Origin of the sequence: Actinacidiphila rubida (assembly GCF_900110255.1) — a bacterium.
Taxonomy (GTDB): Bacteria; Actinomycetota; Actinomycetes; order Streptomycetales; family Streptomycetaceae; genus Actinacidiphila; species Actinacidiphila rubida.
The window spans coordinates 211,387-227,831 of record NZ_FODD01000007.1 but is presented as its reverse complement, the minus strand read 5'-3'; the positions used below and the strand labels follow the sequence as shown (position 1 = coordinate 227,831).

General features: G+C 73.1%; 12 protein-coding genes. 10 read left to right on the top strand and 2 right to left on the bottom strand.

Annotated elements, in window-relative coordinates; translation table 11 throughout:
- Positions 1-45: 45 nt before the first annotated feature.
- A complete protein-coding gene (locus BMW99_RS09645) occupies positions 46-666 on the bottom strand; it encodes an SACE_7040 family transcriptional regulator (RefSeq protein WP_069463500.1) in 621 nt (206 codons plus the stop codon).
- A gap of 84 nt (positions 667-750) precedes the next feature.
- Between BMW99_RS09645 and BMW99_RS09640 the strand changes: the two genes are divergently transcribed.
- From BMW99_RS09640 to BMW99_RS09605, 8 genes are all read left to right on the top strand, one after another.
- Positions 751-2,379, top strand: coding sequence for a carboxyl transferase domain-containing protein (locus BMW99_RS09640; RefSeq protein WP_069463501.1), 1,629 nt, complete (start codon positions 751-753; stop codon positions 2,377-2,379).
- Positions 2,380-2,417: 38 nt separating this feature from the next.
- On the top strand, positions 2,418-4,421 hold the full coding sequence (locus tag BMW99_RS09635; protein ID WP_069463508.1) for an acetyl/propionyl/methylcrotonyl-CoA carboxylase subunit alpha: 2,004 nt from the start codon (positions 2,418-2,420) through the stop codon (positions 4,419-4,421).
- Positions 4,418-5,422, top strand: a complete 1,005-nt coding sequence (locus tag BMW99_RS09630; protein ID WP_069463502.1) for a hydroxymethylglutaryl-CoA lyase — start codon at positions 4,418-4,420, stop codon at positions 5,420-5,422. The genes BMW99_RS09635 and BMW99_RS09630 overlap by 4 nt, the downstream gene beginning before the upstream one ends.
- Positions 5,423-5,424: 2 nt before the next feature.
- On the top strand, positions 5,425-6,591 hold the full coding sequence (locus BMW99_RS09625) for an acyl-CoA dehydrogenase family protein (RefSeq protein WP_069463503.1): 1,167 nt from the start codon (positions 5,425-5,427) through the stop codon (positions 6,589-6,591).
- Positions 6,592-6,812: 221 nt separating this feature from the next.
- Positions 6,813-8,279, top strand: coding sequence for a pyridoxal phosphate-dependent decarboxylase family protein (locus BMW99_RS09620; RefSeq protein WP_069463504.1), 1,467 nt, complete (start codon positions 6,813-6,815; stop codon positions 8,277-8,279).
- Entirely contained in the window at positions 8,263-9,558 is a 1,296-nt protein-coding gene (locus BMW99_RS09615) for a lysine N(6)-hydroxylase/L-ornithine N(5)-oxygenase family protein (protein ID WP_069463505.1), read from the top strand. Before BMW99_RS09620 ends, BMW99_RS09615 begins: the two co-directional genes overlap by 17 nt.
- Positions 9,555-10,106, top strand: a complete 552-nt coding sequence (locus BMW99_RS09610) for a GNAT family N-acetyltransferase (RefSeq protein WP_075016611.1) — start codon at positions 9,555-9,557, stop codon at positions 10,104-10,106. Before BMW99_RS09615 ends, BMW99_RS09610 begins: the two co-directional genes overlap by 4 nt.
- Entirely contained in the window at positions 10,103-12,196 is a 2,094-nt protein-coding gene (locus tag BMW99_RS09605) for an IucA/IucC family protein (protein ID WP_075016610.1), read from the top strand. Before BMW99_RS09610 ends, BMW99_RS09605 begins: the two co-directional genes overlap by 4 nt.
- Here BMW99_RS09605 and BMW99_RS09600 read toward each other — a convergent pair.
- Entirely contained in the window at positions 12,160-13,785 is a 1,626-nt protein-coding gene (locus BMW99_RS09600; protein ID WP_075016632.1) for a family 20 glycosylhydrolase, read from the bottom strand. The genes BMW99_RS09605 and BMW99_RS09600 overlap by 37 nt on opposite strands.
- A gap of 372 nt (positions 13,786-14,157) precedes the next feature.
- Between BMW99_RS09600 and BMW99_RS09595 the strand changes: the two genes are divergently transcribed.
- Together BMW99_RS09595 and glmS are read left to right on the top strand one after the other, a co-directional pair.
- Positions 14,158-14,433, top strand: a complete 276-nt coding sequence (locus BMW99_RS09595; protein ID WP_069465327.1) for a hypothetical protein — start codon at positions 14,158-14,160, stop codon at positions 14,431-14,433.
- Positions 14,434-14,624: 191 nt separating this feature from the next.
- Positions 14,625-16,439 carry a glutamine--fructose-6-phosphate transaminase (isomerizing) gene (gene glmS / locus BMW99_RS09590; protein ID WP_069465328.1) on the top strand — a complete coding sequence of 605 codons (1,815 nt, stop codon included), beginning with the start codon at positions 14,625-14,627 and terminating at the stop codon, positions 16,437-16,439.
- Positions 16,440-16,445: the final 6 nt, after the last annotated feature.

Genomic DNA, 16,445 nt, shown 5'->3' with positions numbered 1-16,445 from the left:
GCGAGTGGACCGACCCACACACGGATTAAGCAAGCGCTCAGTAAGTTACCCGCCGGTCCGCGGGCCTGTCCAGGGCAGCCCGTCGTCGAGGGTGCCGAGCGCGCCCAGTGCGAGGCGGCGCAGCAGGGCCGCCATGTCGCCCCGGTCGGCCGGGATGCTGCGGGCGCCGAGGTGGGGTGTGGAGTTGATCAGGCCGAAGACGGCGTGCACGGCGGCGCGCACCTCCACCTCGGGCGCGCCCGGATAGACCTGGCACACCACGTCGACCCACACCTCGACGTACTGCCGCTGCAGCTGGCGGACGAGCTTGCGGTCGGAGTCGCGCAGCCGGTCGAGCTCGCGGTCGTGCAGGGTGATCAGCGGGCGGTCGTCGATGGCGAAGTCGATGTGGCCGCGGACGAGCGCGTCGAGCGCCGCGGGCGGGTTGTCGGACTCGGCGACGCGCATCCGGCCGGCCGACAGCAGCCGGTGGCTGATCCCCACCAGCAGCTCGGCGAGCATGGCGTCCTTGCCGGCGAAATGGCGGTAGAGGCCGGGGCCGCTGATGCCGACCGCGGCGCCTATCTCGTCCACGCCGACGCCGTGGAAGCCGCGTTCGGCGAAGAGGCGTGCGGCCTCCCTGAGGATCTGCTCGCGCCTGCCGCCGGCCGTCTTCGTCGGGTTCATACGATCGAGTCTAGACAATCGAGTTAGCGGACGTTAACGTGGAGTCATCACGTTAACGCTCGCTAACATCCGGGGGGCCGAACCATGGCAGCACCCGCCCTCTCCAGCGCCGCGGACCCGGCGTCAGAGGCGTACCGCGCCAACACCCAGGCGCACACCGCGCTCAGCGCCGCGCTGCGCGAGAAGCTGGCCGCCGCACGCCTGGGTGGCGGCGAGAAGGCCCGCACGCGGCACACCTCGCGCGGCAAACTGCTGCCCCGCGACCGGGTGGACCATCTGCTCGACCCCGGCTCCCCCTTCCTCGAACTCGCACCGCTGGCCGCCGACGGCATGTACGACGGTCAGGCCCCCGCCGCCGGCGTCATCGCCGGGATCGGCCGGGTCGCCGGCCGCGAGGTGGTGGTCGTGGCCAACGACGCCACGGTCAAGGGCGGCACCTACTACCCGATGACGGTCAAGAAGCACCTGCGGGCCCAGGAGGTCGCGCTCGACAACCGCCTGCCGTGCGTCTACCTGGTGGACTCCGGCGGCGCGTTCCTGCCCCGCCAGGACGAGGTGTTCCCCGACCGCGACCACTTCGGGCGGATCTTCTACAACCAGGCGACCATGTCGGCGCGCGGCATCCCGCAGATCGCCGCGGTCCTGGGCTCGTGCACGGCAGGCGGCGCCTATGTGCCCGCGATGAGCGACGAGGCCGTGATCGTGCGCAACCAGGGCACGATCTTCCTCGGCGGCCCCCCGCTGGTGAAGGCCGCCACCGGCGAGGTCGTCACCGCGGAGGAGCTGGGCGGCGGTGAGGTGCACGCCCGCACCTCCGGCGTCACCGACCACCTCGCGGAGGACGACGCCCACGCGCTGAGCATCGTCCGCGACATCGTCGCGACCCTCCCGGCCCGCGGCACCCCGCCGTGGACCGTCCGTGCGGCCGAACCTCCCGCGGTGGACCCGGCGGGCCTCTACGGAGCGGTGCCGGTGGACTCGCGCACCCCCTACGACGTGCGGGAGGTCATCGCCCGCGTGGTCGACGGGAGCCGCTTCGCGGAGTTCAAGGCGGAGTACGGCACCACGCTGGTCACCGGTTTCGCCCACATCCAGGGCCACCCGGTGGGCATCGTCGCCAACAACGGCATCCTGTTCGCCGAGTCGGCACTGAAGGGCGCGCACTTCATCGAGCTGTGCGACCAGCGCGGCATCCCGCTGCTGTTCCTGCAGAACATCTCCGGGTTCATGGTGGGCCGCCAGTACGAGGCGGGCGGCATCGCCAAGCACGGCGCGAAGATGGTCACCGCGGTGGCCTGCGCCCGGGTGCCGAAGCTGACCGTCGTGATCGGCGGGTCCTACGGAGCCGGCAACTACTCGATGTGCGGCCGCGCCTACAGCCCCCGTTTCCTGTGGATGTGGCCCAACGCCAAGATCTCGGTGATGGGCGGCGAGCAGGCCGCCTCCGTGCTCGCCACGGTCAAGCGCGACCAGATGGCCGCGGCCGGCGAGAAATGGAGCGAGGACGAGGAGGAGGCGTTCAAGGCCCCGGTCCGCGACCAGTACGAGACCCAGGGCAACGCCTACTACGCCACCGCCCGGCTGTGGGACGACGGCATGATCGACCCGCTGGAGACCCGTACCGTCCTCGGCCTGGCCCTGACCGCCTGTGCCAACGCCCCCCTGCCCACCGCCGACCCGACCGCACCGGGCTACGGCGTCTTCCGGATGTGAGTGCCGTGACGATCACCCCAGGCGCCGCGGCGCCCGCCATGTTCGACACCGTCCTCGTCGCCAACCGCGGCGAGATCGCGGTCCGCGTCATGCGCACCCTGCGCGAGCTGGGCGTGCGCTCGGCGGCGGTGTTCACCGACGCCGACGCCGACGCCCGTCACGTCACGGAGGCCGACACCGCGGTGCGGGTGGGCAGTTACCTGTCGGCCGCCGACCTGGTGCGCGCCGCCTGGGCGGCCGGTGCGCAGGCGGTGCATCCCGGCTACGGCTTCCTCGCGGAGAACGCCGCGTTCGCCCGCGCCTGCACCGAGGCGGGGCTGGTGTTCATCGGCCCGCCGGCCGATGCGATCGAGCTGATGGGCGACAAGATCCGCGCCAAGGAGACCGTGCGGGCCGCGGGCGTGCCGGTGGTCCCCGGCAGCAGCGGCAGCGGGCTCAGCGACGCGGAACTGGCCGACGCGGCACGGGAGCTCGGCATGCCCGTGCTGCTCAAGCCGTCGGCGGGCGGCGGCGGCAAGGGCATGCGCCTGGTGCGGGACGCCGCGGCGCTGCCCGAGGAGATCGCCGCGGCCCGGCGCGAGGCGCTGGGCTCCTTCGGCGACGACACGCTGCTGGTGGAGCGGTGGATCGACCGCCCGCGGCACATCGAGATCCAGGTCCTGGCCGACGGACACGGCACCGTGATGCACCTGGGCGAGCGCGAGTGCTCCCTGCAACGGCGGCACCAGAAGGTCATCGAGGAGGCCCCCTCGGTGCTGCTGGACCCGCGGACGCGGGCCGCGATGGGCGAGGCCGCGGTGCAGGCCGCCCGCTCCTGCGGCTACACGGGCGCGGGCACCGTGGAGTTCATCGTGCCGGGAGCCGACCCGAGCGCCTACTACTTCATGGAGATGAACACCCGGCTGCAGGTCGAGCACCCCGTGACCGAACTGGTCACCGGCCTGGACCTGGTGGCCTGGCAGGTACGGGTCGCCTGCGGGCAGCCGCTGGACTTCGGCCAGCAGGACGTCACCCTGACCGGGCACGCGATAGAGGCACGGATCTGCGCGGAGACCGCGCGGCCCGGCGACGGACGGGTGGACTTCCTGCCCTCGGCCGGCACCGTGCTGGACCTGCACGACCCGCAGGGGCCCGGCGTGCGGGTGGACTCCGGGCTGGCGCGCGGTACGGAGGTCGGCACCGCGTACGACCCGATGCTGGCCAAGGTCATCGCGCACGGGCCGGACCGGGCGACCGCGCTGCGCCGGCTCCGGGCCGCGCTCGCCGGCACGGTGGTGCTCGGCGTGGACACCAACACCGGCTTCCTGCGCCGGCTGCTGGCCCACCCGGCGGTCGTCTCGGGCGACCTCGACACCGGCCTGATCGACCGGGACGCGGCCACGCTGCTGCCGCCGCGGGTGCCCGCGGAGGTCTACGCCGCCGCGGCCCTGCTGCGGCAGCGGGCCCTCGAACCGGGCCCCGGCCCGGACGGCTGGACCGACCCCTTCTCGGTGCCCAGCGGCTTCCGCCTCGGCGGCGAGCCGGCATGGACCGTGCACCACCTGCGGGTACCCGGGCAGGACCCGGTGGCCGTGCGGGTGCGCGACGGGCTGGTGCGCATCGGTGACGGCGAGCCGTTCGAGGCGTCGCTGTCCCCCGCCACCGAGGGCCCCGGCGGCGGGCCGGTGCGGCTGCACACCGGCGGGACGGTGACCGCCTTCCACCACGCGGGCGAGTGGCTGGGCCGCGAGGGAGACAGCTGGCGTGTGCAGGCGTACGACCCGGTGGCGGCCGCGCTGCGCGGCGCGGCCGCGGGTGCGGGGGCCGACACGCTGACGGCCCCCATGCCGGGGACCGTCACGGTGGTCAAGGCCGCCAAGGGCGACGAGGTCACGGCGGGTCAGAGCCTGCTGGTGGTCGAGGCGATGAAGATGGAGCACGTGATCACCGCACCGCACGACGGGACGGTCACCGAGATCGACGTCGTGGCCGGGGCCACCGTCGCCATGGACCAGATCCTGGCGGTCGTCACGCCCACGGCACGTCCCGAGGAGGCGTCATGACGGACTCCCGCGTGTCGTCGGCGCTGCCCGCGGGACTGCCCATGGCCGTACCTTCGGCCGGGCTGCCCGAGCAGGTCCGCATCCACGAGGTGGGGGTGCGCGACGGCCTGCAGAACGAGAAGGCCACCGTCCCCACCGAGGTGAAGGCCGAGTTCGTGCACCGGCTGGCCGACGCGGGGCTGACCACCATCGAGGCGACCAGCTTCGTCCACCCCGGCTGGGTCCCCCAGCTGGCCGACGCCGACACGCTGTTGCCGCTGCTCGCCGACCTCGCCGGACGCGACCCCGCCGTGCGGCTGCCGGTGCTCGTGCCGAACGAACGCGGACTCGAACGCGCCCTCGGCCTGGGCGCGACGGAGGTCGCGGTGTTCGTCAGCGCCACCGAGTCCTTCGCGCGGGCCAACCTCAACCGCACGCTGGACGAGGCCCTGGAGATGGCCGCGCCGGTGGTGGCACGGGCCCGGCAGGCCGGCGCGCGGGTGCGCGGCTACCTGTCGATGTGCTTCGGCGACCCCTGGGAGGGCCCGGTGCCCATCGGCCAGGTCGCGGCCACCGCCCGCCGCCTGTACGCGATGGGCTGCGACGAGCTCAGCCTCGGCGACACCATCGGAGTGGCCACCCCCGGCCACGTCACGGCCCTGCTCGACGCCCTGACCGGCCGCGACAGCGACACCGGCAGCGGTGCCGCTGTGCCCGTCGAGCACCTGGCCGTCCACTTCCACGACACCTACGGGCAGGCGCTGGCCAACACCCTGGCGGCCCTGCGGTGCGGCGTCACGGTCGTGGACGCCTCCGCCGGAGGCCTCGGCGGCTGCCCGTACGCCAAGAGCGCCACCGGCAACCTCGCCACGGAAGACCTGGTCTGGATGCTGAACGGGCTCGGCATCCGCACCGGCGTCGACCTCGACCGCCTCAGCGCCACAAGCGTCTGGATGGCGGAACACCTGGGACGGCCCAGCCCGTCCCGTACCGTCCGCGCCCTGACCCACCGGGAGCAGTAGCCATGTCGATCGATCACCGTCTGTCCGGCGAGCACGAGGAACTTCGCGCCACTGTCGCGGAGTTCGCCCGCGACGTCGTCGCTCCGAAGATCGGCCAGTTCTACGAGCAGGAGGAGTTCCCGTACGAGATCGTGCGGGAGATGGGGCGGATGGGCCTGTTCGGGCTGCCGTTCCCCGAGGAGTACGGCGGCATGGGCGGCGACTACCTCGCGCTCGGGCTGGCCCTGGAGGAGCTGGCCAGGGTCGACTCCTCGGTGGCGATCACGCTGGAGGCCGGGGTGTCGCTGGGCGCCATGCCGGTGTTCCGGTTCGGCACGGAGGAGCAGAAGCGCACCTGGCTGCCGAAGCTGTGCTCGGGCGAGATGCTCGGCGCGTTCGGGCTGACCGAGCCGGACTGCGGTTCGGACGCCGGCGGCACCCGCACCACCGCACGGCGCGACGAGGCGACCGGCGAGTGGGTGATCAACGGGACCAAGTGCTTCATCACCAACTCCGGCACCGACATCACCGGCCTGGTCACGGTGACCGCGGTGACCGGCCGCAGCCCCGAGGGCCGGCCGCGGATCTCGTCGATCATCGTGCCGTCCGGCACGCCGGGCTTCACCGTGTCGAAGAAGTACAGCAAGGTCGGCTGGAACGCCTCCGACACCCGGGAGCTGTCCTTCATCGACTGCCGGGTGCCGGCGGAGAACCTGCTGGGTGAGGAGGGCCGCGGCTACGCGCAGTTCCTCCGGATCCTGGACGAGGGCCGGATCGCGATCTCCGCGCTGGCCACCGGCCTGGCGCAGGGCTGCGTGGACGAGTCGCTGAGGTACGCCAAGGAGCGCGAGGCGTTCGGCCGGTCGATCGGCGCCAACCAGGCGATCCAGTTCAAGATCGCGGACATGGAGATGCGCGCCCACACCGCGCGGCTGGCCTGGCGGGACGCCGCGTCCCGCCTGGTGCACGGTGAGCCGTTCAAGAAGGAGGCGGCGCTGGCCAAGCTGTACTCCTCGGAGATCGCGGTGACCAACGCCCGCGAGGCCACCCAGATCCACGGCGGCTACGGATTCATGAACGAGTACCCCGTGGCTCGGATGTGGCGCGACTCCAAGATCCTGGAGATCGGCGAGGGCACCAGCGAGGTCCAGCGGATGCTGATCGCCCGGGAGTTGGGCATGGAGGCCTGATCCCTGATCCCGGCCCCGCCTCCGGCCCCGGGGGCAGCCCCGGGCCCGGGGCGGGGCTCGCACGGCGGGGACTGCGGGCGGCGGCGCGCCCGCACGGCACACCACAACTGAACATCGCGACGAGCGTGGCGGGCGGGACCATTGAGCCGGTCTAGTTAGGTTAGGCTAACCTAACTAGACCGAGCTCGACCGAGCTCGCCTGACCGACGAGGGGCCCGCTCATGCGCTCACACCTGCTCAACGGCACCACGGCGGAGCACTATCGACGCTCCGTCACCCTGGGAGTCGAGCGGGTGGCGGCCACCGTCGCCGCGACCGACCGGCCGTTCACCGGCGTCAGCCCGCAGGCACTCGCGCCCCGGATCGACGCGATCGACCTCGACCGGCCGCTGGGCGACACCGCCGCCGCCCTGGACGAGCTGGACGGGGTGTACCTGCGCGACGCCGTGTACTTCCACCACCCCCGCTACCTCGCCCACCTCAACTGCCCCGTGGTGATTCCCGCGGTGGCCGCCGAGGCGGTGCTCAGCGCCGTCAACTCCTCCCTCGACACCTGGGACCAGAGCGCGGGCGCGACCCTCATCGAACGGCGGCTGATCGACTGGACGGCCGCCCGCCTGGGCCTGGGCCCGCGCGCGGACGGCGTGTTCACCAGCGGCGGCACCCAGTCCAATCTGCAGGCCCTGCTGCTGGCCCGGGAGGAGGCGCTGGCCGGCGGCGCGGACCCGGCCCGGCTACGCGTGCTGGCGAGCAAGTGCGGGCACTTCAGCGTCCAGAAGTCCGCCTCGCTCCTCGGGCTGCCGGCCGACGCCGTCATCACCGTCCCCTGCGACGCGGAACGGCGGATGCGGCCCGACGCGCTCGCCCGCGAACTGGAGCGGTGCGTCCGCACCGGGCTGGTGCCGATGGCCGTCGTCGCGACCGCCGGCACCACCGACTTCGGGTCCGTCGACCCGCTGCCCGACGTCGCCGCGCTGTGCGCCCGCCACCGGGCCTGGCTGCACGTGGACGCCGCGTACGGCTGCGGGCTGCTGGTCTCGCGCACCCGCCGCCACCTGCTGCGCGGCATCGAGCACGCCGACTCGGTGACCGTGGACTTCCACAAGTCCTTCTTCCAGCCGGTCAGTTCCAGCGCGGTCGTGGTGCGGGACGCCGCCGTGCTGCGTCATGCCACTCACCACTCCGACTACCTCAACCCGCGCCGGGCCGTGACCGAGCGCATCCCCAACCAGGTGGACAAGTCCCTGCAGACCACCCGCCGCTTCGACGCCCTCAAGCTGTGGATGACGCTGCGTGTGATGGGCGCCGACGGGGTGGGCGAGCTGTTCGACGAGGTGCTGGACCTCGCCGGGCAGGCGTGGCTGCTGCTGGACGCCGACCCGCGGTTCGAGGTCGTCACCCGCCCCACCCTGTCGACGCTGGTGTTCCGCTGGGTGCCGCCGGAGGGCTCCGGCGGTGCGTTCGGCCCGGCCGACGTGGACCGTGCCAACCTCCACGCCCGCAAGGAGCTGTCCGCCTCCGGTGAGGCCGTCGTCGCGGGCACCACCGTGAACGGCCGCCACTACCTGAAGTTCACCCTGCTCAACCCGCTGACCACGCCCGCCGACATCGCGGCCGTACTCGACCTGCTCGCCGGGCACGCCGGCCGCTGCCTGACCCTGGGAGAGACCCTTGCCCACGCCTCGTGACGCCGCCGCCCGCGACGTACCGGACTTCATCGGGATCGGCCTGGGACCGTTCAACCTGGGTCTGGCCTGCCTCACGGAGCCGCTCGACGACCTCCACGGCGTGTTCCTGGAGAGCAAGCCGGACTTCGACTGGCACTCGGGGATGTTCCTGGAGGGCGCGACCCTGCAGACCCCGTTCCTGTCCGACCTGGTGACCCTGGCCGACCCCACCTCGCCGTTCGGCTTCCTCAACTACCTCAAGGAATCAGGGCGGTTGTACTCCTTCTACATCCGCGAGAGCTTCTATCCGCTGCGCGAGGAGTTCAACGACTACTGCCGCTGGGCCGCCGCCCGGCTGCGCTCGGTCCGCTTCGGCAGGACCGTCACCGAGGTCGCCTACGACGAGGCCGACGGCCGGTACACGGTGCGCACGAGCAGCGGCGAGGAGTACCGCGCGCCCCGGCTCGTCCTGGGCACCGGCACCCCGCCCTACGTGCCGCCGGCCGCCGAGGGCCTGGGCGGGGACGCGGTCCACGCCGGCAACTACCTCACGGCGCGTGAGGAGTTGCGGCGCAAGCGCAGCGTCACCGTCGTCGGCAGCGGCCAGAGCGCCGCCGAGATCTACCACGACCTGCTCCAGGACATCGACTCCCGCGGCTCCGCCCTGAACTGGGTGACGCGCTCCCCGCGGTTCTTCCCCCTCGAATACACCAAGCTCACCCTGGAGATGACGTCCCCGGAGTACGTGGACCACTTCCACGGGCTCCCACCCGAGGTGCGCGACCGCCTCGGCGCCTCGCAGAAGAACCTCTACAAGGGCATCAACACCGAACTGATCAACGCCGTGTTCGACCTGCTGTACGCCAAGAACCGCAAGGGCAAGGTGCCGACCCGGCTGCTCACCAACACCTCGCTGGACAGCGTCCGCCACGACCCGGCCGCCGGCACGTACACGCTGGGGCTGCGGCAGGTGGAGCAGGGCCGCGACCACACCCTGACCACCGAGGGCCTGGTGCTGGCCACCGGGTACCGCTACCGCGTGCCGGAGTTCCTGGCCCCGGTCCGCGACCGCATCCGCTGGGACGCGAAGGGCCGCTACGACGTGACCCGCGACTACGCCATCGACGTGACCGGCCACGGCATCTACGTGCAGAACGCCGAGCTGCACACCCACGGTTTCGCCGCACCCGACCTCGGCATGGCCGCGTACCGCAACTCGCGCATCATCCGCGCACTGCTGGGCGGCCGCGAGCCGTACCGCGTCGAAACGGCCATCGCCTTCCAGGAGTTCACCGCATGACCGCCACCCCCACGACCCTCCTGCCCCCCGGCCGGTTCGCCTTCCGCCCCGTGCGGCCCGCCGCTGACGCCGTGCTGCTGCACCGCTGGGTGACCCATCCCAAGGCGGTGTTCTGGCTGATGGGCGACGCGAACGTGTACGACGTCGAGCGCGCGTACGCCGACATCGCGCAGGCCCCGCATCAGGACGCGTTCGTCGGACTGTACGACGGCGCCCCGGCGTTCCTGATGGAGCGCTACGACCCGGCGCAGGTCGAACTCGCGGGCCTGTACCGCGCGGAGCCGGGCGACGTCGGCATGCACTTCCTGGTCGCCCCGGCGGACCGGCCCGTGCACGGCTTCACGCGCGCCGTGATCGGCGCGGTGATGGCGGAGCTGTTCGCCGACCCCGCGACCCGCCGCGTCGTGGTCGAGCCGGACGTCCGCAACACCGCCGTCCACGACCTCAACCGCACCGTCGGGTTCGAGCCGCACGCGCGGATCACCACACCGCACAAGCAGGCCCTGCTCAGCTTCTGCACCCGCGCACGGTTCGAGGCCACCCGATGACCCACGCCACCTCGCCGTCGCCCGGCAACTCCGCGCTTCCGCCCGGCAACTCCGCCCCCTCGCACGACGGCGCCGCTCCGGCGCGCGACGACGCGACCGCGCACCTGACGCCCGAGCGGTGGGAGCGGGCCACCCGCCACCTGGTGCGCAAGGCGCTCGCCGAGTTCGCGCACGAGCGCCTGCTCACGCCCACCCCGCTGGGCCCGGCGCCGAGCAGGCCCGGAGGGCGCCGGCGGTACGGCGTCACCAGCGACGACGGCCGCACCACGTACCGTTTCACCGCGGAACTGCTCGCCCTGGACCACTGGCACATCGACCCGGCCTCCCTCACCCGGCACCGCCGCGACCCCGGCCCCCACGGCGCGGGCGGCGACGGGGACCGCGACAGGGACCACAACGGGAACGGCAACGGAGACCTCGGCCAGGAGCCGGGCACCGAACTGCCGCTGGACGCGCTGGCGTTCTTCACCGAGTTGCGCGTCACCCTGGGCCTCGGCGAGCGGGTCCTGCCGCTGTACCTGGAGGAGATCACCTCGACGCTCTCCTCGCTGGCGTTCAAGGACGCCCGGCAGCGGCCGAGCGCCGGAGAGCTGGCCGCGGCGGGCTTCCAGGCGGTGGAGGCCGGCATGACCGAGGGCCACCCGTGCTTCGTCGCGAACAGCGGCCGTATCGGCTTCGGCGCCCACGACCTGCTGCGCTACGCGCCGGAGGCGGCCGCCCCGGTCCGGCTCGTCTGGGTGGCCGGCCGCCGCGACGTGGCGGACTTCCACGCGGGCGCCGGGCTGGACTACGAGACGCTGATCGCCGGCGAGTTGGGGCCGGAGACCCGCGAGCGGTTCGCGGCCGTGCTGGCCGGCCGGGGCCTGGACCCGGACGGCTACCTGCTGATCCCGGTCCACCCCTGGCAGTGGGAGCACCGCCTCGCGGTGACGTTCGCGGGTGAACTCGCCCAGGAGCGCCTGGTGCTGCTGGGCGAGGGCGACGACCCCTACCGCGCCCAGCAGTCGGTGCGCACGTTCTTCAACACCGGTCGCCCCGAGCGCCCTTACGTCAAGACCGCGCTGTCCGTGCTCAACATGGGCTTCCTGCGCGGCCTGTCCGCCGCGTACATGGCGGCCACACCGGCGATCAACGACTGGCTCGCGGAGCTGGTCGCGGCCGATCCGACGCTGGCCGCCGCGCGGTTCTCGATCCTGCGCGAGCGGGCCGCCGTGGGCTACCGCCACCTGCCGTTCGAGGAGGCCACGCAGAAGGGCTCGCCGTACCGGAAGATGCTGGCCGCGCTGTGGCGCGAGAGCCCCGTCCCCGCCCTGGAGCCCGGCCGCTCGGTCGTGACGATGGCCGCGCTCCTCCACGTGGACGACGACGGCGGCTCGCTGGCGGCCGCGCTGGTCGCGCGCTCGGGCCTGCCGGCCGGACACTGGCTGCGCGGCTACCTCGACGCCTATCTGGTGCCGGTGCTGCACAGCCTGTTCGCCTACGACCTGGCGTACATGCCGCACGGCGAGAACGTCATCCTGGTCCTCGGAGAGGACGGCGGCACCGTGGAGCGCGCGGTGTTCAAGGACATCGCCGAGGAGATCGTGGTGATGGACCCGGACGCCCGGCTTCCCCCGGAAGTCGCCCGGATCAAGGCCCAGGTGCCCGAGGAGCTGCGCGCGCTGTCGGTCTTCACCGACGTCTTCGACTGCTTCCTGCGCTTCCTCGGCGCGATCCTGCACAGCAGCGGGGTCCTGGACGAGACCGCGTTCTGGCGGACGGTCGCCGCGTGCACCGCGGACTACCAGGCCGCGCACCCGGAACTGGCGCCCGCGTTCGCCCGCTACGACCTGTTCGCGCCGCGGTTCGCGCTGTCCTGCCTCAACCGGCTCCAACTGCGGGACAACCAGCAGATGGTGGACCTCGGCGACCCTTCGGCCGCGCTGCAGTTCGCCGGCACGCTCGCCAACCCGCTGGCCGCGCACCGCCCGCCGAACCACGGCCCGTCGAACCACGGCCCGTCGGACCGGGAACCGTCCCGACGGGAGCCCTCACGCTCCCGCCGGGCCACGCCTCAGGACGCCGGCCAGTCCACCTGCGGCGAGCGGTAGAAGGCGACGCCCAGTTCCTGCCAGCGCGGGCCCTGGGCGGCCAGGCGCGCCCGGAAGCCGTCCCAGCCGTGCGTGGCCGCCGGGGACCAGCCGAGTTCGGCGATCCCCGGCAGCCGCGGGAAGGCCAGGTAGTCGATGTCGGCGCTGGTGGTGACCGTCTCGGTCCACAGCGCCGCCTCCACGCCGTACACCGCGCTCGCCGGGACGCCCGCGACGACGGCGGCCGGGTCCCAGTCGTAGGCGGTGCGCGCCTCGACGTACCCGGCCCAGTGCTGGCCGACGGGGCTGGCCGGGGTGTACTTCATGTCGAGGTACGCGCGATCGGCAGGGGACATGATGACCCGGGTGCCCGCCTTGGCCGCGGTCGCGACCTCCGTCTCGTCGCCCTTGGTGCCCCAGTACTGGACGAGGGCGCCGGGCGCGGGGTGCGCCGCGTCGAGCTGGTGCCAGCCGATGACGGTCTTGCCCTGGCGGGCGACGATCGGCTGCACCTTGTCCATGAAGGCGACGTAGTCCGCGGCGCTCGTGGAGTGGGCCTCGTCGCCGCCGATGTGCAGGTACGGGCCCGGGGTGAGCGCCGCGACCTCGCTGATGACCTCGTCCAGGAAGGCGTACGTCGCGGCCTTGGGCACGCACAGCGAGCTGAAGCCGACCTTGGTCCCGGTGTACAGCGGCGGGGCCTTGCCGTCGCAGTTGAGCTCCGGGTACGAGGCGAGGGCCGCGGTGGTGTGGCCGGGGCCGTCGATCTCGGGGACGACGGTCAGGAACCGGCTCGCGGCGTAGCGGACGATCTCCCGGTAGTCGGCCTGGGTGTAGGAGCCGCCGGGGCCGCCGCCGACCTCGGTGCTGCCGCCGTAGGAGGCGAGGCGCGGCAGGGAGGTGACGGCGATCCGCCAGCCCTGGTCGTCGGTGAGGTGCAGGTGCAGGGTGTTGACCTTGTAGAGCGCCAGCTCGTCGATGTAGCGCTCGACCTGCGCGACGGTGAAGAAGTGCCGGGCGACGTCGAGCATCGCGCCGCGGTAGGCGTAGCGCGGCACGTCGCGGATGTCGGCGTCGGGCACCGTCCAGTCCGTGCCGGTCACGGGGGTGCGGCTCTCCACACGGGCGGGGAGCAGCTGGCGCAGGGTCTGCACGCCGTGGAAGAGGCCGGCCGGGGTGCGGGCGCTGATCACCACCGAGCGGGCGCCGGTGCGCAGCCGGTAGCCCTCCTCGCCCAGGCCCCGGTCGGGGTCGCCGAGCGCGAGCACGATGCCGGTGGCGGAGCCCGGCCCGGCGCCGGTGGCCGTGGTCGCGCCCGTGTCGGACACCGCTCCCGTGCCCGCGCCGGCGGGCGCGGCCACCACGCGCAGGGGGAAGCCGGTGGAGGGCCGCAGCAGCGCCGCCGCGTAGGCGGCGACCGGCGCGGCGCCCGCCGACCCGCGGGCCACCTCGACGGACGTGCCGCGGGTGATCCGGAACGCGCCGCCGCCGGCCCGCACGGCGGCCGGCACGGGCACCACGCGGGCGGCGACGGTCGCGGCCGCCGAGGCGCCCGCGGGCTCGGAGGACGCGGTCCTGGCGCCGGCCGCGCTCGCGCCCGCGGCGAGCATCAGCGCGCACAGGACCCGCGGCAGCGCGCCGCGGGCGCTCGGGGCCCGCCCGGCCGTGCCCGAGCCGCCGGACCCACCTGCCCGGCCTGACCCGCCCGCACGGCCGTCGCGGCCCGCACCGTCGGCGTGGCCGGCCTGGCCCGCCCGGTCGGTCCGGTCTGCGGCGGTGCGGTGGCTCCCGGCGTCGAGTCGTGTCACGGCACCACGACTAACCCCCGACGTCCCGAGCGGTCAAGACGGCCCGCACCGCGGACGCGCCCGCCACCCGCGTGCCGACCCGTTGTCACCCCTTTGGCCGCCCTTGCACTGCTTCCCTGCCCGAAATCGGGCAGGATTCTTGCAAACCGAAGAGCGTGACACCAGTATCGTCGGGTGCTCGAACGCCGGACCCCTTACGAGGACCTGATCGACCACCTGGTGCGCACCACGTCGCTGCACCGCGGCGAGGCGAATCGGGTGGTCCTGGACGTCCTGGCGTACTTCGACGAGACGACCGAGGAGTTCGTCCGCCGCAGACACCGCGAGCTCCAGGCCAAGGGCCTGGTGAACACGGAGATCTTCGAGCGGATCGGCGAGGAGCTGCCGCACCGGGCCGTGGCCCCGGCGGCGCTCTCGCAGCGCCAGCTCCGCCGGATCGTCTACGGCTGAGCCGTCCCCGCCGGGCAGCGCCCGGAGCGGACGGCCCGCGCACCCGCAGACGCACCGCGGCCGCGGGCACCCACCCGGTGCCCGCGGCCACCCGGTCCGCCGACCCACCCGGTCCGGCGGACCGACCCGGTCCCGGTTCCCCGGGACGCACACGACGCAAGGCGACGCAGGACGACGGAGAGGGACGGCACATGTGCGGAATCGTCGGATACATCGGCAGGCGCGACGTCGCGCCGCTGCTGCTGGAGGGTCTGCAGCGGCTGGAGTACCGGGGCTACGACTCGGCCGGCGTCGTCATCAGCGGGAAGTCCGGCGATCTGCGCACGGTCAAGGCCAAGGGCCGGGTGCGGGAGCTGGAGTCGCGCATCCCCAAGCGCTTCGCGGGGACGACCGGCATCGCGCACACCCGCTGGGCCACCCACGGCGCGCCGAGTGACGAGAACGCGCACCCGCACCTGGACACCGCGGGCACCGTCGCGGTCGTCCACAACGGCATCATCGACAACGCCTCCGAGCTGCGGGCCAAGCTGACCGCGGACGGCGTCGTGTTCGCCTCCGAGACCGACACCGAGGTGCTGGCCCACCTGATCGGCCGTTCCGACGCCGAGACGCTGGAGAAGAGGGTCAGCGAGGCGCTGCGGGCGGTCGAGGGCACCTACGGCATCGCCGTGATGCACAAGGAGTTCCCGGACCGGATCGTCGTGGCGCGCAACGGCTCCCCGGTCGTGCTGGGCATCGGCGAGAAGGAGATGTTCGTCGCCTCCGACGTCGCCGCGCTCGTCACCCACACGCGCCAGGTGGTGACCCTCGGCGACGGCGAGATGGCCACCCTCAAGGCGGACGACTTCCGCACGTACACCACCGAGGGCTCCCTGACGACGGCCACGCCCACCACCGTGGAGTGGGAGGCCGAGTCGTACGACATGGGCGGCCACGACACGTACATGCACAAGGAGATCGTCGAGCAGGTCGAGGCCGTGGACCGCGTGCTGCGCGGCCGGATCGACGACCGGTTCGCCACGGTCCACCTCGGCGGCCTGAACCTGGACCCGGGCGAGGCCCGCCGGGTCCGCCGGATCAAGATCCTCGGCTGCGGCACCAGCTACCACGCGGGCCAGATCGGCGCGCAGCTGATCGAGGAGCTGGCCCGCATCCCCGCGGACGCCGAGCCGGCCTCGGAGTTCCGCTACCGCAACCCGGTCGTGGACCCCGACACGCTGTACGTGGCGGTCTCGCAGTCCGGCGAGACCTACGACGTGCTGGCCGCGGTGCAGGAGCTCAAGCGCAAGGGCGCCCGGGTGCTGGGCATCGTCAACGTGGTGGGTTCGGCGATCGCCCGCGAGGCGGACGGCGGCACCTACGTGCACGCCGGGCCCGAGGTGTGCGTGGTGTCCACCAAGTGCTTCACCAACACCGTGGTGGCCTTCGCGCTGCTCGCGCTGCACTTGGGCCGGATCCGCGACCTGTCGGTGGCGGACGGCAAGCGGATCATCGAGGGCCTGCGCCGGCTGCCCGGGCAGATCGACGAGATCCTCAAGACCGAGCCGGAGATCAAGCAGCTGGCCAAGCAGTACGCGGACGCCCGCTCCATGCTCTTCATCGGCCGGGTGCGCGGCTACCCGGTGGCCCGCGAGGCGTCGCTGAAGCTCAAGGAGGTCAGCTACATCCACGCCGAGGCGTACCCGGCGTCCGAGCTCAAGCACGGCCCGCTGGCACTGATCGAGCCCGCGATGCCGACGGTGGCGATCGTCCCCGACGACGACCTGCTGGAGAAGAACCGGGCGGCGCTGGAGGAGATCAAGGCCCGCAGCGGCCGGATCCTGGCGGTGGCCCACCAGCCGCAGGAGAAGGCGGACCACACGATCGTGGTACCGAAGAACGAGGACGAGCTCGACCCCATCCTGATGGGCATCCCGCTCCAGCTCTTCGCATACCACACCGCGCTGGCCCTCGGCCGGGACATCGACAAGCCGCGGAACCTGGCGAAATCCGTCACCGTCGAGTAGCCGCTC